This is a genomic window from Hymenobacter sp. 102 (assembly GCF_049949205.1).
Lineage (GTDB): Bacteria > Bacteroidota > Bacteroidia > Cytophagales > Hymenobacteraceae > Hymenobacter.
Window position 1 is genome coordinate 5,122,149 of record NZ_CP188172.1, and the last position, 16,764, is coordinate 5,138,912.

The window sequence follows — 16,764 nt, forward strand, 5'->3', positions numbered from 1 at the left end:
GGCCCTTTCCCCACTTAAGTAATATATAGGTTAGCGCAGCCCCTGCATTTTCAAAAACAGGCCGCCCGGGTTCTTGGTGGCCTTGATTTTATCGGTTTTCAGCTTGTAGATGAAGGCAAACAGCGCATCCACGTGCTTGGACGACTGCAGAATGTCCTGCACCAGCTTGGGCTCGGCGATGCCTAAGGTTTCAAGGTGCTTGCGGGCCAGCTGCACCTTGGCGTCGTCGGCTTCCAGCTCGAAGGGGATGGGCAGCTGCTGGGGTACCTGGGTGTTGACGTAGAACTTGATGCTCTGGTAGGAGCGGCCCTTTTTCAGGAGCTCGTACTTGATGCGCAGGTCGGTGTGCTCGTTGATTTGATTCGTGGCCACGTCGAGCACGTACTTCTGCAGGGCCGAAATCTGGGAGTACTGCTCGGGCTCCTTGCCGGCCGGGTCCTTGAGCTTGAGCATGCCCTTGAACTCGTCCAGCGAGTAGGTCTTGGTTTCCCCGATGTCCTTCCACTGCGAGGCCAGCTGGTAGATGCGCTTGGCGTACTTGCTGCTCAAGCTGAAGGCGGCCTGCAAGCGGTAGGACGTGAAGTTGCTTTTCAGGTCAATCAGGAAAGGCCGCATGCGCTCGGATATCTCCAGCTCAATGGTGCCCTCGCCCTTGCGGTACAGCGCCGAGGCCAGCAGACTCACCTGCAACAGGGTCTTGCCGTTCTCGATGTGGTAGACGCGGCTGTTGAGGTTCTCGGTGGATTCGAGCAGCTGCTTGTAGTTCCAGGTGCGGCCGGTCATCTCCATGAGCTCCTGCACCCGGATTTCGTAGATGGTGCCGGCCTTATCCTGCTTGGTGAGCTTGGAGAGCAGCGAAAAGACAATGTCCATCTCGCAGGCGCTCATCTCGTAGCGGGCCGTCGTCAGCGCGTTGTGCTGCCGGATTTCAATCGGAACGGTGGATTCGGGCGCGGCCATACGCAGCTACTGGGGTGATACAAAGCAAACATACGGCTTAAATCGGAAACTAATAGAGCCAAATCCTGAATCTATGAGCAAGGAACTGGCGCAGGGCCAAGGCGGCTTATAAAAGCTATTAGTTAGACTTATGAAAGCTATTAGTTAGCCGGGCGCGAGCTTTCCGCGAGACTTATAAAAGCTATTAGTTCGGCTTATAAAACCTATTAGTTCAGGGCCGTCAGCTTCGGGCTGCTCCTGGGGCCGCACCCGAAGTGACTTATAAAATCTATTAGTTGGGCCCAGACAGCGAATTAATAGCTTATGCAAGGACGCTCTATTAATCAGCTTATGAAAGCTATTAGCTGGACTTATAAAACCTATTAGTCCGCTTATGAGACCTATTACTTGGCTTATAAAACCTATTAGCTCGCTTATAAAACCTATTACTGAAGCGGCTTAAGTTGCTGTGATACAAAAAGTTGTGGCCCCTGCAAATACCTTAAATACTTAAAATACTCACAAGCTTGTTGAAGCTGGGGTACAAAAGCATTTAAAGTGGTGGTTTAGGGCGATACCCGAACGAAAACAACAAAAAAAGGAGTCTAAATAAGCACAAAACGCGATTGCACTTTTTAAAGATTTTTTTACCTTTTTCTACTATTTAGAACACTCTTACCAACCCCAAAGGTACTTAAAAACTACGCTGAAAGCTCACGAAGGGCTCATTAATAGATTTTATAAGTCTCACAGGTTTCCTTCGCCAGCATCTTCAGCGGCAACTGTAGCAGGCCAGCAGGGAGCCCCTAACCAGGAAAATGGTGCCCACAAGGACCCCAAGGCTTATAAAATCTATTTTTTAGCTGGCCCACCAGCCTACAGTCGAGCTATGCATTTTCGTGAACTAATAGGTTTTATAAGCCGGAAAGCGAGGTAGTAGCACCTGGCAGGCGGTTATTCAACGCGATACTAAGGCCTTACTGAGGAGTTAACCCGGCTGACCTAACCATACCAGGTGTAGCGGCAAGTGCTAAAAAAGGGCTCCTACGTACCCGGAAAGGGCATTGAGCCGTAGGTAGCATCGATTTGACCTGTTTCCTTTGCCTTAGAATAGCCCATCTGTCCCTGAGGTGGTCTAGGCAAGACGGACAGAAGAAGGACGTATATTTCTTCTGTGATGACAGCCAAAAAGAACGGGGCGTCGCCCGACAAACGGCGTAAATACGACGAGGCGTTTAAGACCGAGGCCCTGCGCCTGGCCAGCGAGAGCCGCAGCACCCAAGCGGCGGCGCGGCAGTTGGGCATCAGCCCCAAGCTGCTCTACCGCTGGCAGCAGGCGCAGCTCGTGGCCGAAGTGGGCAGTGAGGAAGTGGCGCGCGACCCGGAAGTGCGCGCCCTGCGGGCCCGACTGAAACGGGCCGAGCAGGAGCTCGACATTTTAAAAAAAGCCTTGGTCATCTTCGGCCAGCCGACCCGGTGAGCACCTACCAGCACATCGCCCAACGCCGGGCCCACGTACCCGTGCGCCAGCTTTGCCAGGTGCTGCGCGTGGCCCCGGCCGCCTACTATGCGTGGCAGCGCCGCCGGCAGCAGCCGGTGGTCGAGCCGGCCTGGCAACTGGCCGTGCGCGAGGTATTTGCGCACCACAACCAACGCTACGGCACCCGCCGGCTGCGGGCGGAGGTACAGGCGCAAGGCCACGCGGTGGGCCGCTGGCGCATCCGCCGCGTGCTAAAGGCGCACGGCTTGTGGGCCCAGCAGCCGCGCTCGTTTGTGCCCCGCACCACCGACTCGGACCCGGCCGTGCGCGCGGCGCCTAACCGCTTGCTCGGCCAGCCGGCCCCACCGCCCCGAACCGGGTCTGGGTGGGCGACATCACCTACCTGCCCCGCCAGGGCGGCGGCTGGCTCTACCTGGCCGTCTGGCTCGACCGCTGCTCGCGCAAAATCGTGGGCTGGGACGTACGCGACACCATGCCGGAGGACCTAGTCAGCGAGGCGCTCCGTCGCGCCCTGGTCGTGCGCCGCCCCCCGGCCGGGCTGGTCGTGCACTCCGACCAGGGCAGCCAGTACACGGCCACCCGCTTCAAGGACTTACTGGCCCGCCACGGGGCCGTGCAAAGCATGAGCCGGCGCGGCAATTGCTACGATAACGCCCACGCCGAGTCCTTTTGGAGCCGCTTCAAAGCCGAACTGCTCGACGGCGGCAGTTTCCCCGGCCTGGCCGAAGCCAAGCTCGAAATCAGCCACCACATCGCCTACTAGGGGTCGCACTAGAGTAGGAACGGAAAACAACGCTAAGGAAATTCGACCAGCCGTTCTTCCCAGTTGGCGGGGTTGCGCAACGGGCGCATTTCGCCGGCGGCAATGTCTTCGGGCAGGCTGAAATCGTAGCGGCCCAGCATGTTAACGTGCTCGTGCAGCAAGGGCGAGAGGCGCGCCACGTCGTCCGGGTTCAGCACGCCTTCCGTCTGCTGCCACCGTTCCAGGGCGTGCTGCAGATAGCGGGTGTTCCACAGCACCAGGGCGTTGACCACGAGTCCAAGGGCGCCCAACTGGTCTTCCATGCCCTCGCGGTAGCGCTGGCGCAGCTCCCCTTTCTTGCCGTGAAAGACGGCCCGGGCCACGGCGTGCCGCCCCTCGCCCCGGTTGAGCTGCACCAGGATGCGCCGGCGGTAGGCCTCGTCCTGCACGTAGGCTAATAAATACAATGTTTTTTCGACGCGGCCCAATTCGGCGACCGCCCGCCCCAGCCCCGAGAGCGAGCCCGCTCGCTGCAGGGTGCGCATGACGGCCGTGGCCTTGACTTTGCCGAGTTTCAGAGAGCCGGCCAGGCGCAGCATGTCGTCCCAGTGGGCGTGAATCAGGCGGGCGTTGACCACGTGGCGGCCCAACTCGTTGAGCGGACCGTAGTCGTCCTCTTTTTCCAGCCGCCAGAAGCGCTGGTCCGCCAAGTCGGCCAGGCGGGGGCTGAAGCGGTAGCCCAGCAGCGAAAACAGGCCAAATACCACGTCGCTGTAGCCGTGGGTATCGGCCATGATTTCGCGCGGGTCCAGGCGGGTTTGTTGTTCCAGCAACCCGGCCAGGATGAACAAAGAGTCGCGCAGCGTACCGGGAATGACGATGCCGTGAAAGCCCGTGAACTGGTCGCTGGTGAAGTTATAGTACGTCACCCCGCGCTGGGAGCCGAAGTATTTGCGGTTCCAGCCCGCGTGCAGCGTGCGCACGGGCACCACGAAGCGCATGCCGTCGGCCGAGGCCACCTCCCCGCCGCCCCAGGCCTGGGCCAATGGCAGCCCCGCCTGGGCATCCACCAGGCGGGCATTGGCGGCGGTGAGCGTTTCGGCGCGCAGGTAGTTTTGCTGCACCCACGCCAGGCGCGCCAGCGTCAGGGCCGGCACGTCGGCCCGGGCCACGGTTTTTAGCCCCAGGTTGCACGCCTGGGCCAACAGCACGGCACAGATACTGAGCGGCAGGTCGGCGGCGGCGGGCTGCCCGTCGGCCACGTGGGTAAAGGCGAGGGAAAAGCCGGTAAACGCGTCCACCTCCCGCAACAGGGCCGCTACTTCGACCTGGGGCAGGGCCGCCGCCAGCTGCTCGCGCACGTGCACCAGGTGCTCGGACTCTTCTTGCGCCGGTAAGGCGCTGAGGGTGACGACCGGCTGACCGTCTTGCTCGACCACCTGCAGGGTGGTGTGCTGCGCCAGGTTCTCCCCAACGTCCGCATACGCCGTGCGCAGCAGTTGCCCCAGACGGGCCAGTTCCACTGCCGGGTCCAGGGAGCGGTCCAGGGCCCGGGCCACCGAATCCCGGGCGGCTTCCCAGGCGTCCCCGCGCAACAGTTCGGCCCGTGGGTCGGCGTGGCGCTCGCTGGTCGGCACGAACACGTCGCGGCGGCGCACGGCGTGCTGCAGCCGTTCCAGTACGCAGAGGGTGTACGCCTGGGGATTCACTTCCCCTTTGGCGGGAAACACCCGCCGGGCCCACCCCTTCGGGACGACCGTGCGGGGCGCGGCCGACCACTTCGGGCGGCCCCGACCGCCGGCTTCCTGCTGCTGCAAAAAGGCCCAGGCCTCCAGCAGCGGTTTGGCGGTGGGCGTCCCCTCGAAGGCGACGCCGGCCAGCAAGGCGGGCAGGAACCGGCGCACCGTGGCGTAGCTGCCGCTCAAGGCTTCGGCCAGCGGGTCCTCCGGCGGACTGGCTAGTTCCTGCACGGTGGCCGCCGCAGCGCGCAAGGGCGCCTGGCCCAGGCGGTCGAACACCTGCTGGCGTACCTGCCCGGCCGGTACGGCCTCGTCGAGCAGCAGTTCCACGGCCTGTTGGAGCAGCAACGCGGCCTGGTCCAGGTCCTTGAGCGAGCGCAGGCGTTCGCGCCGGCGCTTGGTTTCGCCCCGCAGGGCCAGCGACGTGAGCAGGCTGTCGAAGAGGTCGAGCACGTCGTCCGTAGCGGTGCGCTCCAGGGTCTGGGCGAAGACCAGCAGCGTGGCCAGCCGGCGTTCCTCGCCCATGCGCACCAGCGTCTGTGCCCAAGCCAGCTGGGCATGGCGGGCCAGGCGCGCCAACCGGGCTTCGGGTAAGTCGGCCACGGGCACGGCGCTCACGCCCAGGGCGCGGATTTCGCCCACCCGGCGCAAAGCGGCCGCCAGCGCCGGGGCGGACACGCGGGTGGGCGGGGTGCGCAGGCGCTCCAGGTGGGTGAGCCGCTCGCCGGCCGGCACGGTCAACAGGGTTTCCAGCGCCGCTTGCTGGGACGGGTTCAGGCGGGTGCGCAGCTGGCGGTAGAGGTGGCGGCCGGTGCGCTCGCGGACCCGCGCAATCAGGCGGGCGAGTAACGAAACGCCGGGCAAGACGACCCGCTGGGCGACCAGGTGGGCCGTGGTCAAATCAAACAGCACGCTGGGCCGGACGGTGCTCGTCAGCACCTGCGCGTAGAGCCAGCGGGTGAGCCGGAACGTCTGCCGCCCGTCAAACGGGGTGTACCCGAGGTGGGCCACAATCCGGGCCTGGTGGTCGTACCACGTGTTCGGCCGGGTCCGGTACGCGGCCAAGGCGTCCGCAGGCAGGTGCAGCTGCTCGGCCAGCGTCTGCACCACCACGGCCGGTACCCGCAGCGGGTCGGTCAGAAAGGTGCCCAAAAAGCGCAGGGTGCAGAGCTGCGGCACACCCGAGTTTGTTGGCGGGGCGTCGGCGCGCGGCCAGGAGGTGGCCATCGGCTGCGCTCAGGTAAAAGAACCGGGCCAGCTGTTCGGGGCTGGGCTCGTCGGCGTAGCAGCCGAAGCGGGCGGCCTGCTCGTCACTGAGGAATTCTACGGGCATGGGCCAGGGAGGCGCGAAAGAATAAGCCAAATGGCGCACGGTGCCGCTATCAAACCCGAACAACCGGCCGGGAAGCGCCGCGCCGCCACGGGGTTAGAAATTCTGGCCGATGCCGAAGTAGAACAGCCGGTCTTCCTTGGACACCCCGTAGTCCGCGTAGAGCATGGTGGACAGGTTCCAGGCAATGCGCGCCCCGGCTCCGTACGAAAACCGGACGTCGCGAAAGCCTAGGTCCTGCCACCGGTCGCGCACCGTGCCGGCGTCCGCGAACGGGGCCACGCCCAGCCCGAAGTTCTGCTTGCCCAGCTTGACATCGGCCAGCCGGATGCGCAGCTCGGCGTTGGCAAAGGCCAGCGAGCGGGCCAGGAAGCGGTTGGCCCGGTAGCCCCGCAGCGACTGCCGCCCGCCCAGGGCGTTGATGCTGCCGTCGGGGCTCCACTGGTCCTGAAACTCAAAAAACGGCGCTTCTTTCCCGAAAATGGTGCCCGCGCCGACCCGCCCGGCCAGCACCGTGCGCGGACCCACGGGCAGCTTGCGGTAGGCCCGGCCCTGGAAAAACAGCTTGTTGAAACTGAACTGCGAACCGATGGCGGGGCTGGAAAACTCGTTGGCGGCTTCAAAGTATACCCCGCGGGTCGGGTCGGGCTCAAAGTCGCGCGTGTCGTGAATCAGCGCCGTCTGGATAATGGACACCCACCCCCCGTCCAGGCCAAAGATGCGCCCCTGCTGGGCATCGCGCTGCAGTAGCGACGTGCCGTTAGGCGCCGTGGTTTCTTCGCCGTTACGGGTGGCCTCGGCCTTGGTGCCCTGGAACGTGTCGTAGGAGAGGTGCTGAATCTCGTAGCCGCCCATCACGCGCCAGCGACCTTTGCCCAGGGCGTAGTCAGCTTTGAGGTTGAGCATGAACTCGGTTTCCCGGAACCGGTTGGACAGCGCATCGGTGACCTCGGCGGCTTCGCCGGCCTGCCCGGGCCGCAGGGTTTTGCGGGCCGCGTCATATTCCGCGTAGGTGGCAAACGTCTCGTCCGGGTTGGAGGGCAGGCGCAGGCGGCCGAGCGTGGTTTCGGACGAGCCGAAGTACAGGTTGGCCGGGTTTTGCTGGGCCTTGAAGTCCACGCGGTAACGCCAGCGCGTGCCTTTGTAGTAGGGCACGTCCAGGGACAGCGTCAGCTCGCGGGCGTTGGTGGTAAAGTACGCCGCGTTGGCGCGCAGGCGTGTGAGGTAGGGCGTGTAGGCAAACAGCGGGTTGTCGCGGGTGCCGTTCCAGATGATGTTGGTTTTAACCCCCACACCGAAGCCCGTCACCGGGTCGGACGAGAGGTCGGGCAAGCCGGTCACGAACAGGCCTTCCCGTTTTTTGGCCAGGTCGGCATCCGACATGCGCTTGGAGCGGATAAAGGAGAGGCTGTCCACTTGTTGGGCGGAGGCAGCGGCGGCGCACAGGCCCAGAGAGGCCGTGAGCCAGGTACGCAACAGGCTTGTTTTTATCTGTTTTTTGCTGGGCAATGGGAGGGACCGTTAGTGAGGAAGCCATGCGCTGGCTCGTTGGCGCAGGTTAGCCCGACAAAGCTCCCGCACGATTCTGAAGGCATTCTGTAGTTTCCTTCTCTTGCCTTACCACGCCATGACGGCGGTGGCCCCGATGGCCCCCTGCTGGTAGCTGGGCACGACCAGCGCCCGGTTGCCCAGCACCTTGCGCAGTGGTTTTGTTACCAGCGGGTACAGCCAGTACGCGGCCTGCGTTGACAGAATGCCCACGCCGGCTCCGGCCAGCACATCGGAAAACCAATGCACGTCTTTGGCCATGCGAATACCTCCCGTGGCCGCTGCTAGCGAGTAGCCGCCCACGCTGTACCAGACGCTACGCCCGCCGTATTCCTTGTGCAGAAACGTAGCCGAGGCGAAGGCCAGGCTGGTGTGCTGGCTGGGAAAGGAATGGAAGTCGGAACCGTCGGGGCGCTGCACCTGCGTGAGCTTCTTCAGGTTGCTGGTCACCGCATCGTTGAGGGTGAAGGCCAGCGCCGCCAGCAGCAGCTGGTCCACGGGTTTGTGACGGCCCGGCACCCCGGCCAGGCCCAGGCCGAGCGTTACGGCCCCTGGTAGGTACCGGAGCTGGTTGTCGAGCGTCGTCGTGGGCCGGCCCATATGCTCGCGGATTTCCTCCCGCAGCTCCTCGTCTGATTCCAGCGCCTCCACCCGATGGGTGGTCAGGGCGCCGGCCGTGAGCAGCAGCGTAGGCACCAGCAGCGCCCGCGCCACCGGCCCCTGCCAGAGCGGCGGGCGGGTGGTGGAGTCACGCAGGGAAGGCGGTACCGAAACAGCAGGCGCCGTCTGGGCCCGGGACGGGAACAGGGGGAGCAGCCAGCACAGCCAGGGGAGCAACACGGAGCGGGGCATACAAAAAAGCAGCAGGTACGCCCCAAACGTAGAGCGCAATTCTGTGCACATTCTGTAGGGGTCAGGGGCGGGGAACCGCTGAAGCGAACCGGACACGCAGCGTATGCCGCGCCGAATCCGGGGCGTAGTCGTATGCCACGGTAAAGCCATAGAAGGTCGTGATGCTTTGCACGATGGACAACCCCAGGCCGGGCGAGTCCGAAGCGGCATTCTGCTTGCGAAACCGCTCGAAAAACTGTGCGGGTTTCTGCTGCGCCGCCAGGGCGGGGCCGGCATTGGTGATGACCAGCTCGGTGGCACGCAGCTGCACCGCAACAGGCCGCCCGGCAAGTTGTGCCGGATGGCGTTGTGCAGCAGGTTACTGAGCAGCGAATCGGCCAGCGCGGGGTGCAGCATAAGCAACGGCGCGGCATTTAATTGCACGTCCAGCTGCAACTCCTTCTGCTGGATGAATTCCTCCAGCTGGCTCAGCTTTTCGCGCAGCAGCTCGGCCAGCGGCACCGGCTGGGCGGCGGCAAACTGCTGGTTCTCAATTTTGCTGAGCAGCGTCAGCCCCTGGTGCAGGCGGGCCAGCCGCTGCACGGCCGCGTACAGGTCGCCCACCAAGGGCCGGCCGGCGCGGGCAAATCCGGCAGCTGGAGCAGCTGTTCCAGCTTGGCCTGCATGATGGCCAGCGGGGTGCGGGTTTCGTGGGCGGCGTTTTCCGTGAACGCTTTGAGCAACATGTAGTCGGCCGCGACCCGCTCGCTCAGGTGGGTGAGCGTGTGGTTGAGCTGGGCGAACTCCTCAATGTGGGCATCAGGCAGGTGCAGCACCTGGTGCTGGCGCACGTCGTAGCCGCGCAGCTGGTGGAGGGTCTGCTCAAACGGGGCCCAGAGGCGGCGGGTCAGCCAGCGGTTGAGCCCCACCACGCCCAGCAGCAGCGTACCCAGCACCCCCACCAGCAACAGCACAATCAGGCGCTGCACGTCATGGGTTTCCAGCAGGGCCTTGCTGAGCGATACCCACTGGGTTTGCCCGTTCAGCGGCAGCCGAAACGTGAGCTGGCGGTAGGGCTCCAACTCGTTTTCCAGGGGCTCCAGCAGCAGGGTATCGCGCAGCCCTTCCGGCTGCGGCTGCGCACTGAGCTGCATGCGGCCCTCAAACGGGGTGCCGGGCAGGTGGCCGGTGCGCTGCACCTGCGCCCGCAAGTAGTCACGCTGCTGAAACAGGCGCTCCTCCACTTCGCTTTGCAGCGTCCAGCGCACGCCGTAGTAGAGGAACACACTGCCGGCCGTGAAGAGCACGGTGGCCAGCAGCAGGTAGTAGCGGTTGGTGGCGGCCAGCAGCTTCATTCTGCGCTAAGCTTGTAGCCCACCCCGTACACGGAGCGGATGTAGTCGCCGGCTCCTTTGTCCTGCAACTTGCGCCGCAGGTTCTTGAGGTGGGTGTAGAGGAAGTCGAAGGAGTCGGCCGCATCGGCCGCGTCGCCCCAGACGTGCTCGGCAATGGACTCCTTCGTCAGCACGCGGCCGGGGTTGGTGAGCAGATACAGCAGCAAGTCAAATTCCTTGCGCGTAAGCGTTACAGGTTCCCCGTTGACCAGTACCCGGGCCTGGTCGGGAAACACGGTCAACTCCTGAAACAGTAGGTGGCGCTGCCCCTGAAACTGCCGCCGCCGGATGATGGCCTTCAGCCGGGCGCTCAGTTCCGAGAGGTGAAACGGCTTGGCCAGGTAGTCGTCGGCCCCCAGTTCCAAGCCCAGCACCTTGTCGTCGAGCGCGCCCCGGGCCGAGACGATGAGCACGCCGGCCGGGGAGCGGTCGGCCTTGAGCGTGCGCACCACGTCCAGCCCGTTGCCGTCGGGCAGGGTCAAATCCAGCAGCACGCAATCGTACTGGTAGAGCTTGATTTTCTCGTGCGCCTGTTCGTAGCTGGCCGCTGCTTCCACCACGTAGCCGTCCTGGCGCAGGTACTCCATCAAGGAGGTGCGCAGGGCCGGCTCGTCTTCTACAATCAGCAGCTTCACGGGAGTGCAAGGTGAGGAACGGCTGAAAGGTAGCTGGCAATTCTGAAGACTTTCTGACGGGGGCACTGAGCTGTCTGGATAGAACGGCCCGAACTACGCCGCTTCCTGCGCTTTTCCGCCGGTTGCTACCCCCAGATAGGCCAGGTAACGGTAAATAGTGGCCCGGCCCACTCCCAGCAGTTGCCCGATTTCTGCTACCGTCTTGTCTTGTTGCAGGTAAAGCGTTTTTGCGGCCTGGGCTTTGGAGAGGGCTTCTTTGGAAAGACCTTTAGGCCGGCCGCCCTGGCGCCCCCGTGCCCGGGCCGCCGTCAGGCCCGCCTTGGTGCGCTCCCGAATGATGTCGCGCTCAAACTCAGCCAGCGAGGCAAACAGGTTAAACATGAGGCGGCCCTGGGCGGTGGTCGTGTCCAGATGGTCCTGCAGGCTGACAAAGTGAATCCCCTGTTGCTGAAAGCCGCTGACCAGTGTGACCAGGTCTTTGAGCGAGCGGCCCAGTCGGTCGAGTTTCCAGACCACGAGCGTATCGCCCGCCCGCAGGCGGGTCAGCAGGTGCTGCAGCGCCGGGCGCTCTTTCACGGACGATACTTTTTCCTGCGCGACCTCCGCGCAGCCGTAGGCCTGCAAGGCATCGGTTTGCAGGTGTAGCTGCTGGTCGGGGGTACTAACACGGGCGTAGCCGAAAATCATAGGCGGTATTCTCAGGAAGTCAGCAGGAGCAAAGATAGCGAGCCATTGATTCGTGAGAACAGCATATGAGACAGTTTTTGCCCGACTCGTAAGGAGGCCAAACGAGCGCGACCAGCGGAGCGGAAAAACGCACGTATTCTGAGACACCCCGACCCGCCAAAATTCGACCAACTGGCCTTAGCGTTGTTTTCCGTTCCTACTCTAGTGCGACCCCTACTACAACGCCGAACGACGCCATTCCGCCCTCGGCTACCAAGCTCCCAACCATTTCGAACTCCACCTTCAAACAACGTCCCAACTCTGTCCAGCTTAGCTAGACCACCTCAATGGATCCCGTATTCTTAAGCACTTTTTTCCAATCCCTCATCGCACCGATAAGCGCCTGCACGTATTCTGCAGGCGTCGCTTCTTGGCCCAATTGATCAGCGTGCCCATAATCCCTCTTCTGCCAATACGGTGGAGAGGTCACAATAAGGTCAACCGACTTAGCAGGAATAACTGATGAAACGCGAGTGGCATCTCCGAGAATCCGTTGAACAAAGGCCGGTTGGGAAGAAGCAGGAGGAGGCATGTCTACCGATGCCTCAACGGGCACAAGCATCACTGCTGGCTTGCCGTCACTCACCTTGGGTTGGTTCAGGCCAATGTCACCTTGTATATATAGTGGAGAGGCTGTAACAGCCTCTTTTTGACGTCGGGTTGGAGCAGTCATTGTTGTCATTTCAGACGAAAGTTAAGCCCATTCTTTTCAGGAATCGTTACGGCGTGCTATTGAATTTAGCAAAGCATTGTGCTATAAATAATAGTTTTTAGAAAATGAAGGCGTTATAAGCCCAGTTTTTGCGCCGCATTGTGTTGCCGCACGTTGTCAAGGCGAGTATAGCGTCGAATCATTTCGCTCGTCTTGTGCTTCGTCTGGTTCATCACTTCGCTGTCATCGGCTCCGTTGAGCTTGGCCACCGTCACAAACGAGGCTCGCAGCGAATGAGCCGTAAACTTCGGGCCCAGGTGTCGCTGCACGATTTTGTTGAGGTGCACATCGGTCAGCCGGCGGTCGGTGAGTCGGCCACCCTTGCGAAACGAAACCAGAATGGGCCCCGACGGGCGCTCCAACAGTCTTAACCAAGCCTGCAGCGTTCGAATGGGACAAAGCGCCGGGTCCGGCGAATAGAAAATGGCCTTTTCTTCCGCTTCCCCCAACTGGTTGGTCTTGCTGCGTTTGAGGTTAATGGTAAGCCCATCCTCGGAAAACGTCAAGTCGTCCAGGTCCAGGGCCGACAGCTCGGACCGGCGGAAGGCCCCAGTAAAGCCCAGCAGCAGGATGACCTTGTCGCGCAAGCCCACCGGCGTGCTGGCATCGAGATGTTTAATGGTGCGCTTGAAGCTGGCCAGTGAAAACGCCGGCGCCTGCTTTTGCCGCACGCCTTTCAACCGGCTGATGCCGTCCATCAGCACCTTAAATTTCTTATCATCTGTGGGCGAAGCCAGGTCACGCAGCGCGTGGGCCTTGCTGATGGCCGCGCAACTGCGCTGAATGGTCGACACCTTCTTACCCGCTTCGGCCAGGTGGGTCACAAAACCCGCGAGCGTATCCACCGACGCCGGCAGCGCCACCTGACCGTGCGTGGTGCACCACTCGGTGAAGCGGCGCCAGTCACCAGCATAAGCCCGGGCCGTGTTTGGTGCTCCTTGCAGGCCGGCTTCGACATACCGAGTCGTGTGTTCGGTCAGGTGCGCCAGACCGGCGGAAGCGGGCGATGAGGGAATGACGGGGACGGAGCTCACGGCAGCCTATATATAAGGAGTGAAAACACGAAAACGGAGCGTTTCCCAAAAGTAGTGAATAGGGTATGATAACTAAGACTTATCATACCTTATCGAAAAAAGAGTTGGCTCAGCGTTGCGCGAGAACTTTGGCATCTTAAGTAACAAGTACGACGTCCCAACTTGCTGCCTACCCATTCATGTAGCCCCATGTGAGAATTAGACACAAAGCGACTTGTCAGTACATTTACCAACCGCTACTCTGTCTTTTCCGCTGGCTTACTCTGTATGGTAAAACTTTACTTTCTGCAGTTCCTACTCCTTATTAGTACTGTTACCGCGCTGGCCCAGCGTCCCAAGCCGGCCTCGGTAACGCTTCCTCCAGCCGATACCGTCTACTTCGACCGGGACTGGGAGCGCACCGAAACGTTGGAGGAAGTGGCCTACGCCCGTATTGCCCGCCACGACGCGGCTGGTAAAACCGTGGGCACGGTGCGCGACTATTTCTACCCTTCCTGGCAAAAGCAGTGGGAAGGCAAGATGGTTAAAGAGCACCCCGACGTGCCTTCAGGGCTGTGCACGGGCTGGCACGAGAACGGAAAGCTGAGCTTTCGGGGCACGTACGTCAACGGCGCCCAGCAATCCGACTTTCGCAGCTGGCACGACGACGGCCGCGAAATCAAATGCACATACGCCGTGGAGGATGCCCTGCCGCTCAGCAGCGCGGAGATTCACTGCAGCAACTGCATGCACCTGAGCCGGAAAGTGTTTGAAATCGACGTACCCGAGGGCACGGTAGGCATCGTGTACAAGCTCGACATCCGTGACGGCCACCAGCCCGCTTCCTGGTCCACGGCCTTGAGCATGGCCGCGGCTTTGAGCAATCCGGCCACCGGTACGGTGGCCCTGTTGTCCATGGCTGCTTCCTCCTTATCGAAGCAGGACACCAAGCCGCCCACGACGTCCACCAAATGTCACTGGTACATCACCACGAATCCGGCAGCGGTGCAGCAGTTTCTGGCCACAAAAGGCTCGATAACCATTCCCAATTCCTGCCTGCGCATGGAAACCAATACCCCTCAGGAAACCCGGCCAATGTCGTTGCCTTCCGGAACGCGCCGCTTCTTCGTGTGCGTGAACAACGACAACTACACGACCGATGCCACGGCCACGCTCAGCGTGACCGCCCTGGTGAAGGCCTGCAATTAACGCTACACCTCCGGGCGATTAATAGTGGAGCGTCAGGCCGGCGCCCCACTTGTAGTCACTGTCGTAGTTGGTGCTCAAGGACACATACTTGCTGACCATGTAGCGGAAGGCGACGTTGTATTCCCGGTCCGTGTTCACCAGCAGGTCGGCGAAGAAGTTGTTGCTTAGGGGCAGGTCCGTGCGCTCCAGCTGCAGGCGCACCTTGCCGTTGCTGTCCAGGCGCAGCTCCGAGCGCACGAGCAGGGGCAGCAGGTAGTACAGGCCCACGTCGAACACCCGCCGGTTGTTTTTGGTGTTCCGCTCGCCCTCTGCGAGCAGCGTGCGGTTGTTACGGTAGTCAAAGCCGACAAAGGCGGCGAGAAACTGCCGATTGTCGAGGTAGCGCAGCAGGTGGGTTTCGGTTTCGAAGTTGCCCTGGTAGTTCACGCGGCCCTCGAATTCGAGCGCGTTGCGGTTGTTGGACAGGGTGCTTTCCAGAAAAGCGCCCTGCGAGTGCGCCATCAGGTCGGCCCAGAGGTAAGGCTGGTTGTCTTCTTTTTTCAGCTCTTTGTAGTCGGTGCGGGCGTACTCATTCTGCGGGGTGCCCTCGTAGCTCACGATGCGGGCCATGCCGGCCATCATGTGGTAGAGGATGTGACAGTGGAAAAACCAGTCCTGTTCCTCGTTGGCGTCGAACTCGATGGTGACCTTGCCCATGGACTGAATGTCGAAGGTGTGCTTCATCGGCGAATAAGCACCCTGGGCATTCACGAGCCGGAAAAAGTGCCCGTGCAGGTGCAGCGGGTGGCGCATCATGGTGGTGTTGGTAAAGGTCATGCGCACGTTCTCGCCCTTGCGGATGGGAATCTTGTCGGCCTGCGAGAGGGTCTTGTTGTCAAACGACCACACGTAGCGCAGCATGTTGCCGGTCAGGGTGAGGTTGATTTCCCGCCACTGCTTGGTCGAATCCAGCGTGGTGGGGTTAAGGGCCCGCAACATGTTGTAGTTGAAGTCGCCGGCGCTGCCGCCCATGCCGCTCATCCCGGCCATACCGCCCATGTCCATGCCCGCCATGCCGCCCATGTCCTGCATGCTGCCCATGCTTTTGCCAGCTTTTTCCTGGGCATTTTCGGGCCGGCTCTGCGGTGAGGGGGCCGTGGCAGCGGGCGCGGCGCCGTGCTGCATGTCCATGCCCGGCATGGGCGAACCAGCAGCCGGACTGGCTGGCTTCGGGCCCTGGTGGCCCGCCATGTCCATGCCTTTCATCTCCCCACTGCCCTGCTCTTTGGTCATGCCGGCGCCGCCCATGTCCATGCCGCTCATGCCTTCCATGCTGTTCATCTCCCGCATCATCTGGAAGTAGTTGATGCGGGGCAGGTCCGGGGCTTTCATCGGCTCGCCCTGCCCGATGAAGGTGGAGGTGTAGCCGGTGATGTCGTTGGCCGTGGCCCGAAACTCGGCCGCGCCCACAGCGGGCACCGTGACCAGCAGGTCGTAGGTTTCGGCCGTGGCTATTTCGAGCTTGTTGACGGGGAAGGGCTCCACGTTGATGCCGTCGGCGGCGATGACCTGCATAGGACCGCCGGCGTACTGCAGGTAAAAGTAGGACGAGGCGCTGCCGTTGATGACGCGCAGGCGCACCACCTCCCCGGGCTTGGCGTCCTTGAAATAGCCCTTTTCCTGCCCGTTCGTGAGGAATTTGTTGTAGTAGATGTCCGTCAAATCCATGGCCGGCATGCGGCCCCACTCCTGCTTGAGCTTGTCCTTGAAGTAGCCGGCGGCCAGGGCCTCGCCGTAGCTCTGCGTAGCCCCTTTCTGCACGGCGAACCACTCGCCGGTGCGCTTGAGGTAGCGCAGCACCTCCTTGGATTTGTGGTCGGTCCAGTCGGAGAGCACCAGCACGTACTCCCTCATCTCGTAGGGAATGCGCTTGGGGTGGATGACGATGGAGCCGTACACGCCGTCCTGCTCCTGCAGCATGGTGTGGGAGTGGTACCAGTAGGTGCCGCTCTGAATCAGGGGAAACGTAAACGTGTGGGTGCCGCCCGGCTCGACCGGGGCCGTGTTGAGGTAGGGCACGCCGTCCTGCTCGTTGGGCAGCAGCAGGCCGTGCCAGTGGATGCTGGTTTCCATGTGCATCTGGTTGTGCACCCGAATCACGGCGGTGTCCCCCTCGTTGAAGGTGAGCGTGGGGGCCGGAATCTGGCCGTTGATGCCGATGGCCCGGCGGGTGCGGCCCGTGAAGTTGACCAGGCGCTCGTCCACGTACAGGTCGTACTCCACCCGCTTGCCCACGTAGCTCGTGCGAGGCGTCACGACCTTGCCCTGCAGCTGAGCAGCCGGGGGCGCAGACTGGGTCAGGTGAGGCTCGGCGCTTTTGCCCATACGCATGCCCGGCGTGTGCTGCGCCCAGGCGGGCATGGCGGCCAGCAGGGCAGCCAGTAGAAAGAGTATTCGCATCGGTCG

13 protein-coding genes and 1 pseudogene are annotated in these 16,764 nt (G+C 62.2%); 4 read left to right on the forward strand and 10 right to left on the reverse strand.

Annotated features, from left to right (window positions below; translation table 11 throughout):
• Positions 1-30: 30 nt before the first annotated feature.
• The gene (locus tag ACN19L_RS22385) at positions 31-960 is read right to left on the reverse strand and encodes a replication initiation protein (protein WP_190786131.1); all 930 of its coding nucleotides are present in this window, start codon (positions 958-960) and stop codon (positions 31-33) included.
• A 1,156-nt stretch (positions 961-2,116) separates the two neighbouring features.
• Here ACN19L_RS22385 and ACN19L_RS22390 point away from each other — a divergent pair.
• From ACN19L_RS22390 to ACN19L_RS22400, 3 genes are read left to right on the forward strand one after another with little or no spacing between them, the layout of a single operon-like run.
• On the forward strand, positions 2,117-2,419 hold the full coding sequence (locus tag ACN19L_RS22390) for a transposase (protein ID WP_223831499.1): 303 nt from the start codon (positions 2,117-2,119) through the stop codon (positions 2,417-2,419).
• Positions 2,416-2,928, forward strand: coding sequence for an IS3 family transposase (locus ACN19L_RS22395; protein WP_426491321.1), 513 nt, complete (start codon positions 2,416-2,418; stop codon positions 2,926-2,928). Before ACN19L_RS22390 ends, ACN19L_RS22395 begins: the two co-directional genes overlap by 4 nt.
• Positions 2,823-3,203: a DDE-type integrase/transposase/recombinase gene (locus tag ACN19L_RS22400; protein WP_426493619.1), complete on the forward strand. Its 381-nt coding sequence runs from the start codon at positions 2,823-2,825 to the stop codon at positions 3,201-3,203. Before ACN19L_RS22395 ends, ACN19L_RS22400 begins: the two co-directional genes overlap by 106 nt.
• Positions 3,204-3,235: 32 nt before the next feature.
• Here the strand turns inward: ACN19L_RS22400 and ACN19L_RS22405 are convergent.
• The 8 genes and pseudogenes from ACN19L_RS22405 to ACN19L_RS22440 all read right to left on the reverse strand — a co-directional run bounded on the left by ACN19L_RS22405 (position 3,236) and on the right by ACN19L_RS22440 (position 13,131).
• Positions 3,236-6,254: pseudogene (locus ACN19L_RS22405) on the reverse strand (Tn3 family transposase).
• A 93-nt stretch (positions 6,255-6,347) separates the two neighbouring features.
• Positions 6,348-7,760, reverse strand: a complete 1,413-nt coding sequence (omp85, locus tag ACN19L_RS22410; RefSeq protein WP_426491380.1) for an Omp85 family outer membrane protein — start codon at positions 7,758-7,760, stop codon at positions 6,348-6,350.
• Between the two features lie 108 nt (positions 7,761-7,868).
• Positions 7,869-9,254 carry a phosphatase PAP2 family protein gene (locus tag ACN19L_RS22415; protein ID WP_426491512.1) on the reverse strand — a complete coding sequence of 462 codons (1,386 nt, stop codon included), beginning with the start codon at positions 9,252-9,254 and terminating at the stop codon, positions 7,869-7,871.
• Complete coding sequence (locus ACN19L_RS22420) at positions 9,200-9,985, reverse strand: hypothetical protein (RefSeq protein WP_426491377.1); 786 nt, start codon at positions 9,983-9,985, stop codon at positions 9,200-9,202. The genes ACN19L_RS22415 and ACN19L_RS22420 overlap by 55 nt, the downstream gene beginning before the upstream one ends.
• Entirely contained in the window at positions 9,982-10,659 is a 678-nt protein-coding gene (locus tag ACN19L_RS22425) for a response regulator transcription factor (protein WP_426491376.1), read from the reverse strand. Before ACN19L_RS22425 ends, ACN19L_RS22420 begins: the two co-directional genes overlap by 4 nt.
• A 93-nt stretch (positions 10,660-10,752) precedes the next feature.
• Positions 10,753-11,346 (reverse strand): recombinase family protein, encoded by a 594-nt coding sequence (locus ACN19L_RS22430; RefSeq protein ID WP_426491513.1) that lies wholly within the window; start codon positions 11,344-11,346, stop codon positions 10,753-10,755.
• Positions 11,347-11,659: 313 nt separating this feature from the next.
• The gene (locus tag ACN19L_RS22435; RefSeq protein ID WP_426491476.1) at positions 11,660-12,067 is read right to left on the reverse strand and encodes a DNA methyltransferase; all 408 of its coding nucleotides are present in this window, start codon (positions 12,065-12,067) and stop codon (positions 11,660-11,662) included.
• Between the two features lie 104 nt (positions 12,068-12,171).
• Complete coding sequence (locus ACN19L_RS22440; protein WP_426491514.1) at positions 12,172-13,131, reverse strand: site-specific integrase; 960 nt, start codon at positions 13,129-13,131, stop codon at positions 12,172-12,174.
• A gap of 267 nt (positions 13,132-13,398) precedes the next feature.
• On the opposite strand from ACN19L_RS22440, the gene ACN19L_RS22445 reads away from it, so the two are divergent.
• A complete protein-coding gene (locus ACN19L_RS22445) occupies positions 13,399-14,319 on the forward strand; it encodes a toxin-antitoxin system YwqK family antitoxin (protein ID WP_426491515.1) in 921 nt (306 codons plus the stop codon).
• A gap of 18 nt (positions 14,320-14,337) precedes the next feature.
• Here the strand turns inward: ACN19L_RS22445 and ACN19L_RS22450 are convergent, their stop codons facing one another.
• A complete protein-coding gene (locus tag ACN19L_RS22450; RefSeq protein WP_190786135.1) occupies positions 14,338-16,758 on the reverse strand; it encodes a multicopper oxidase domain-containing protein in 2,421 nt (806 codons plus the stop codon).
• Positions 16,759-16,764: the final 6 nt, after the last annotated feature.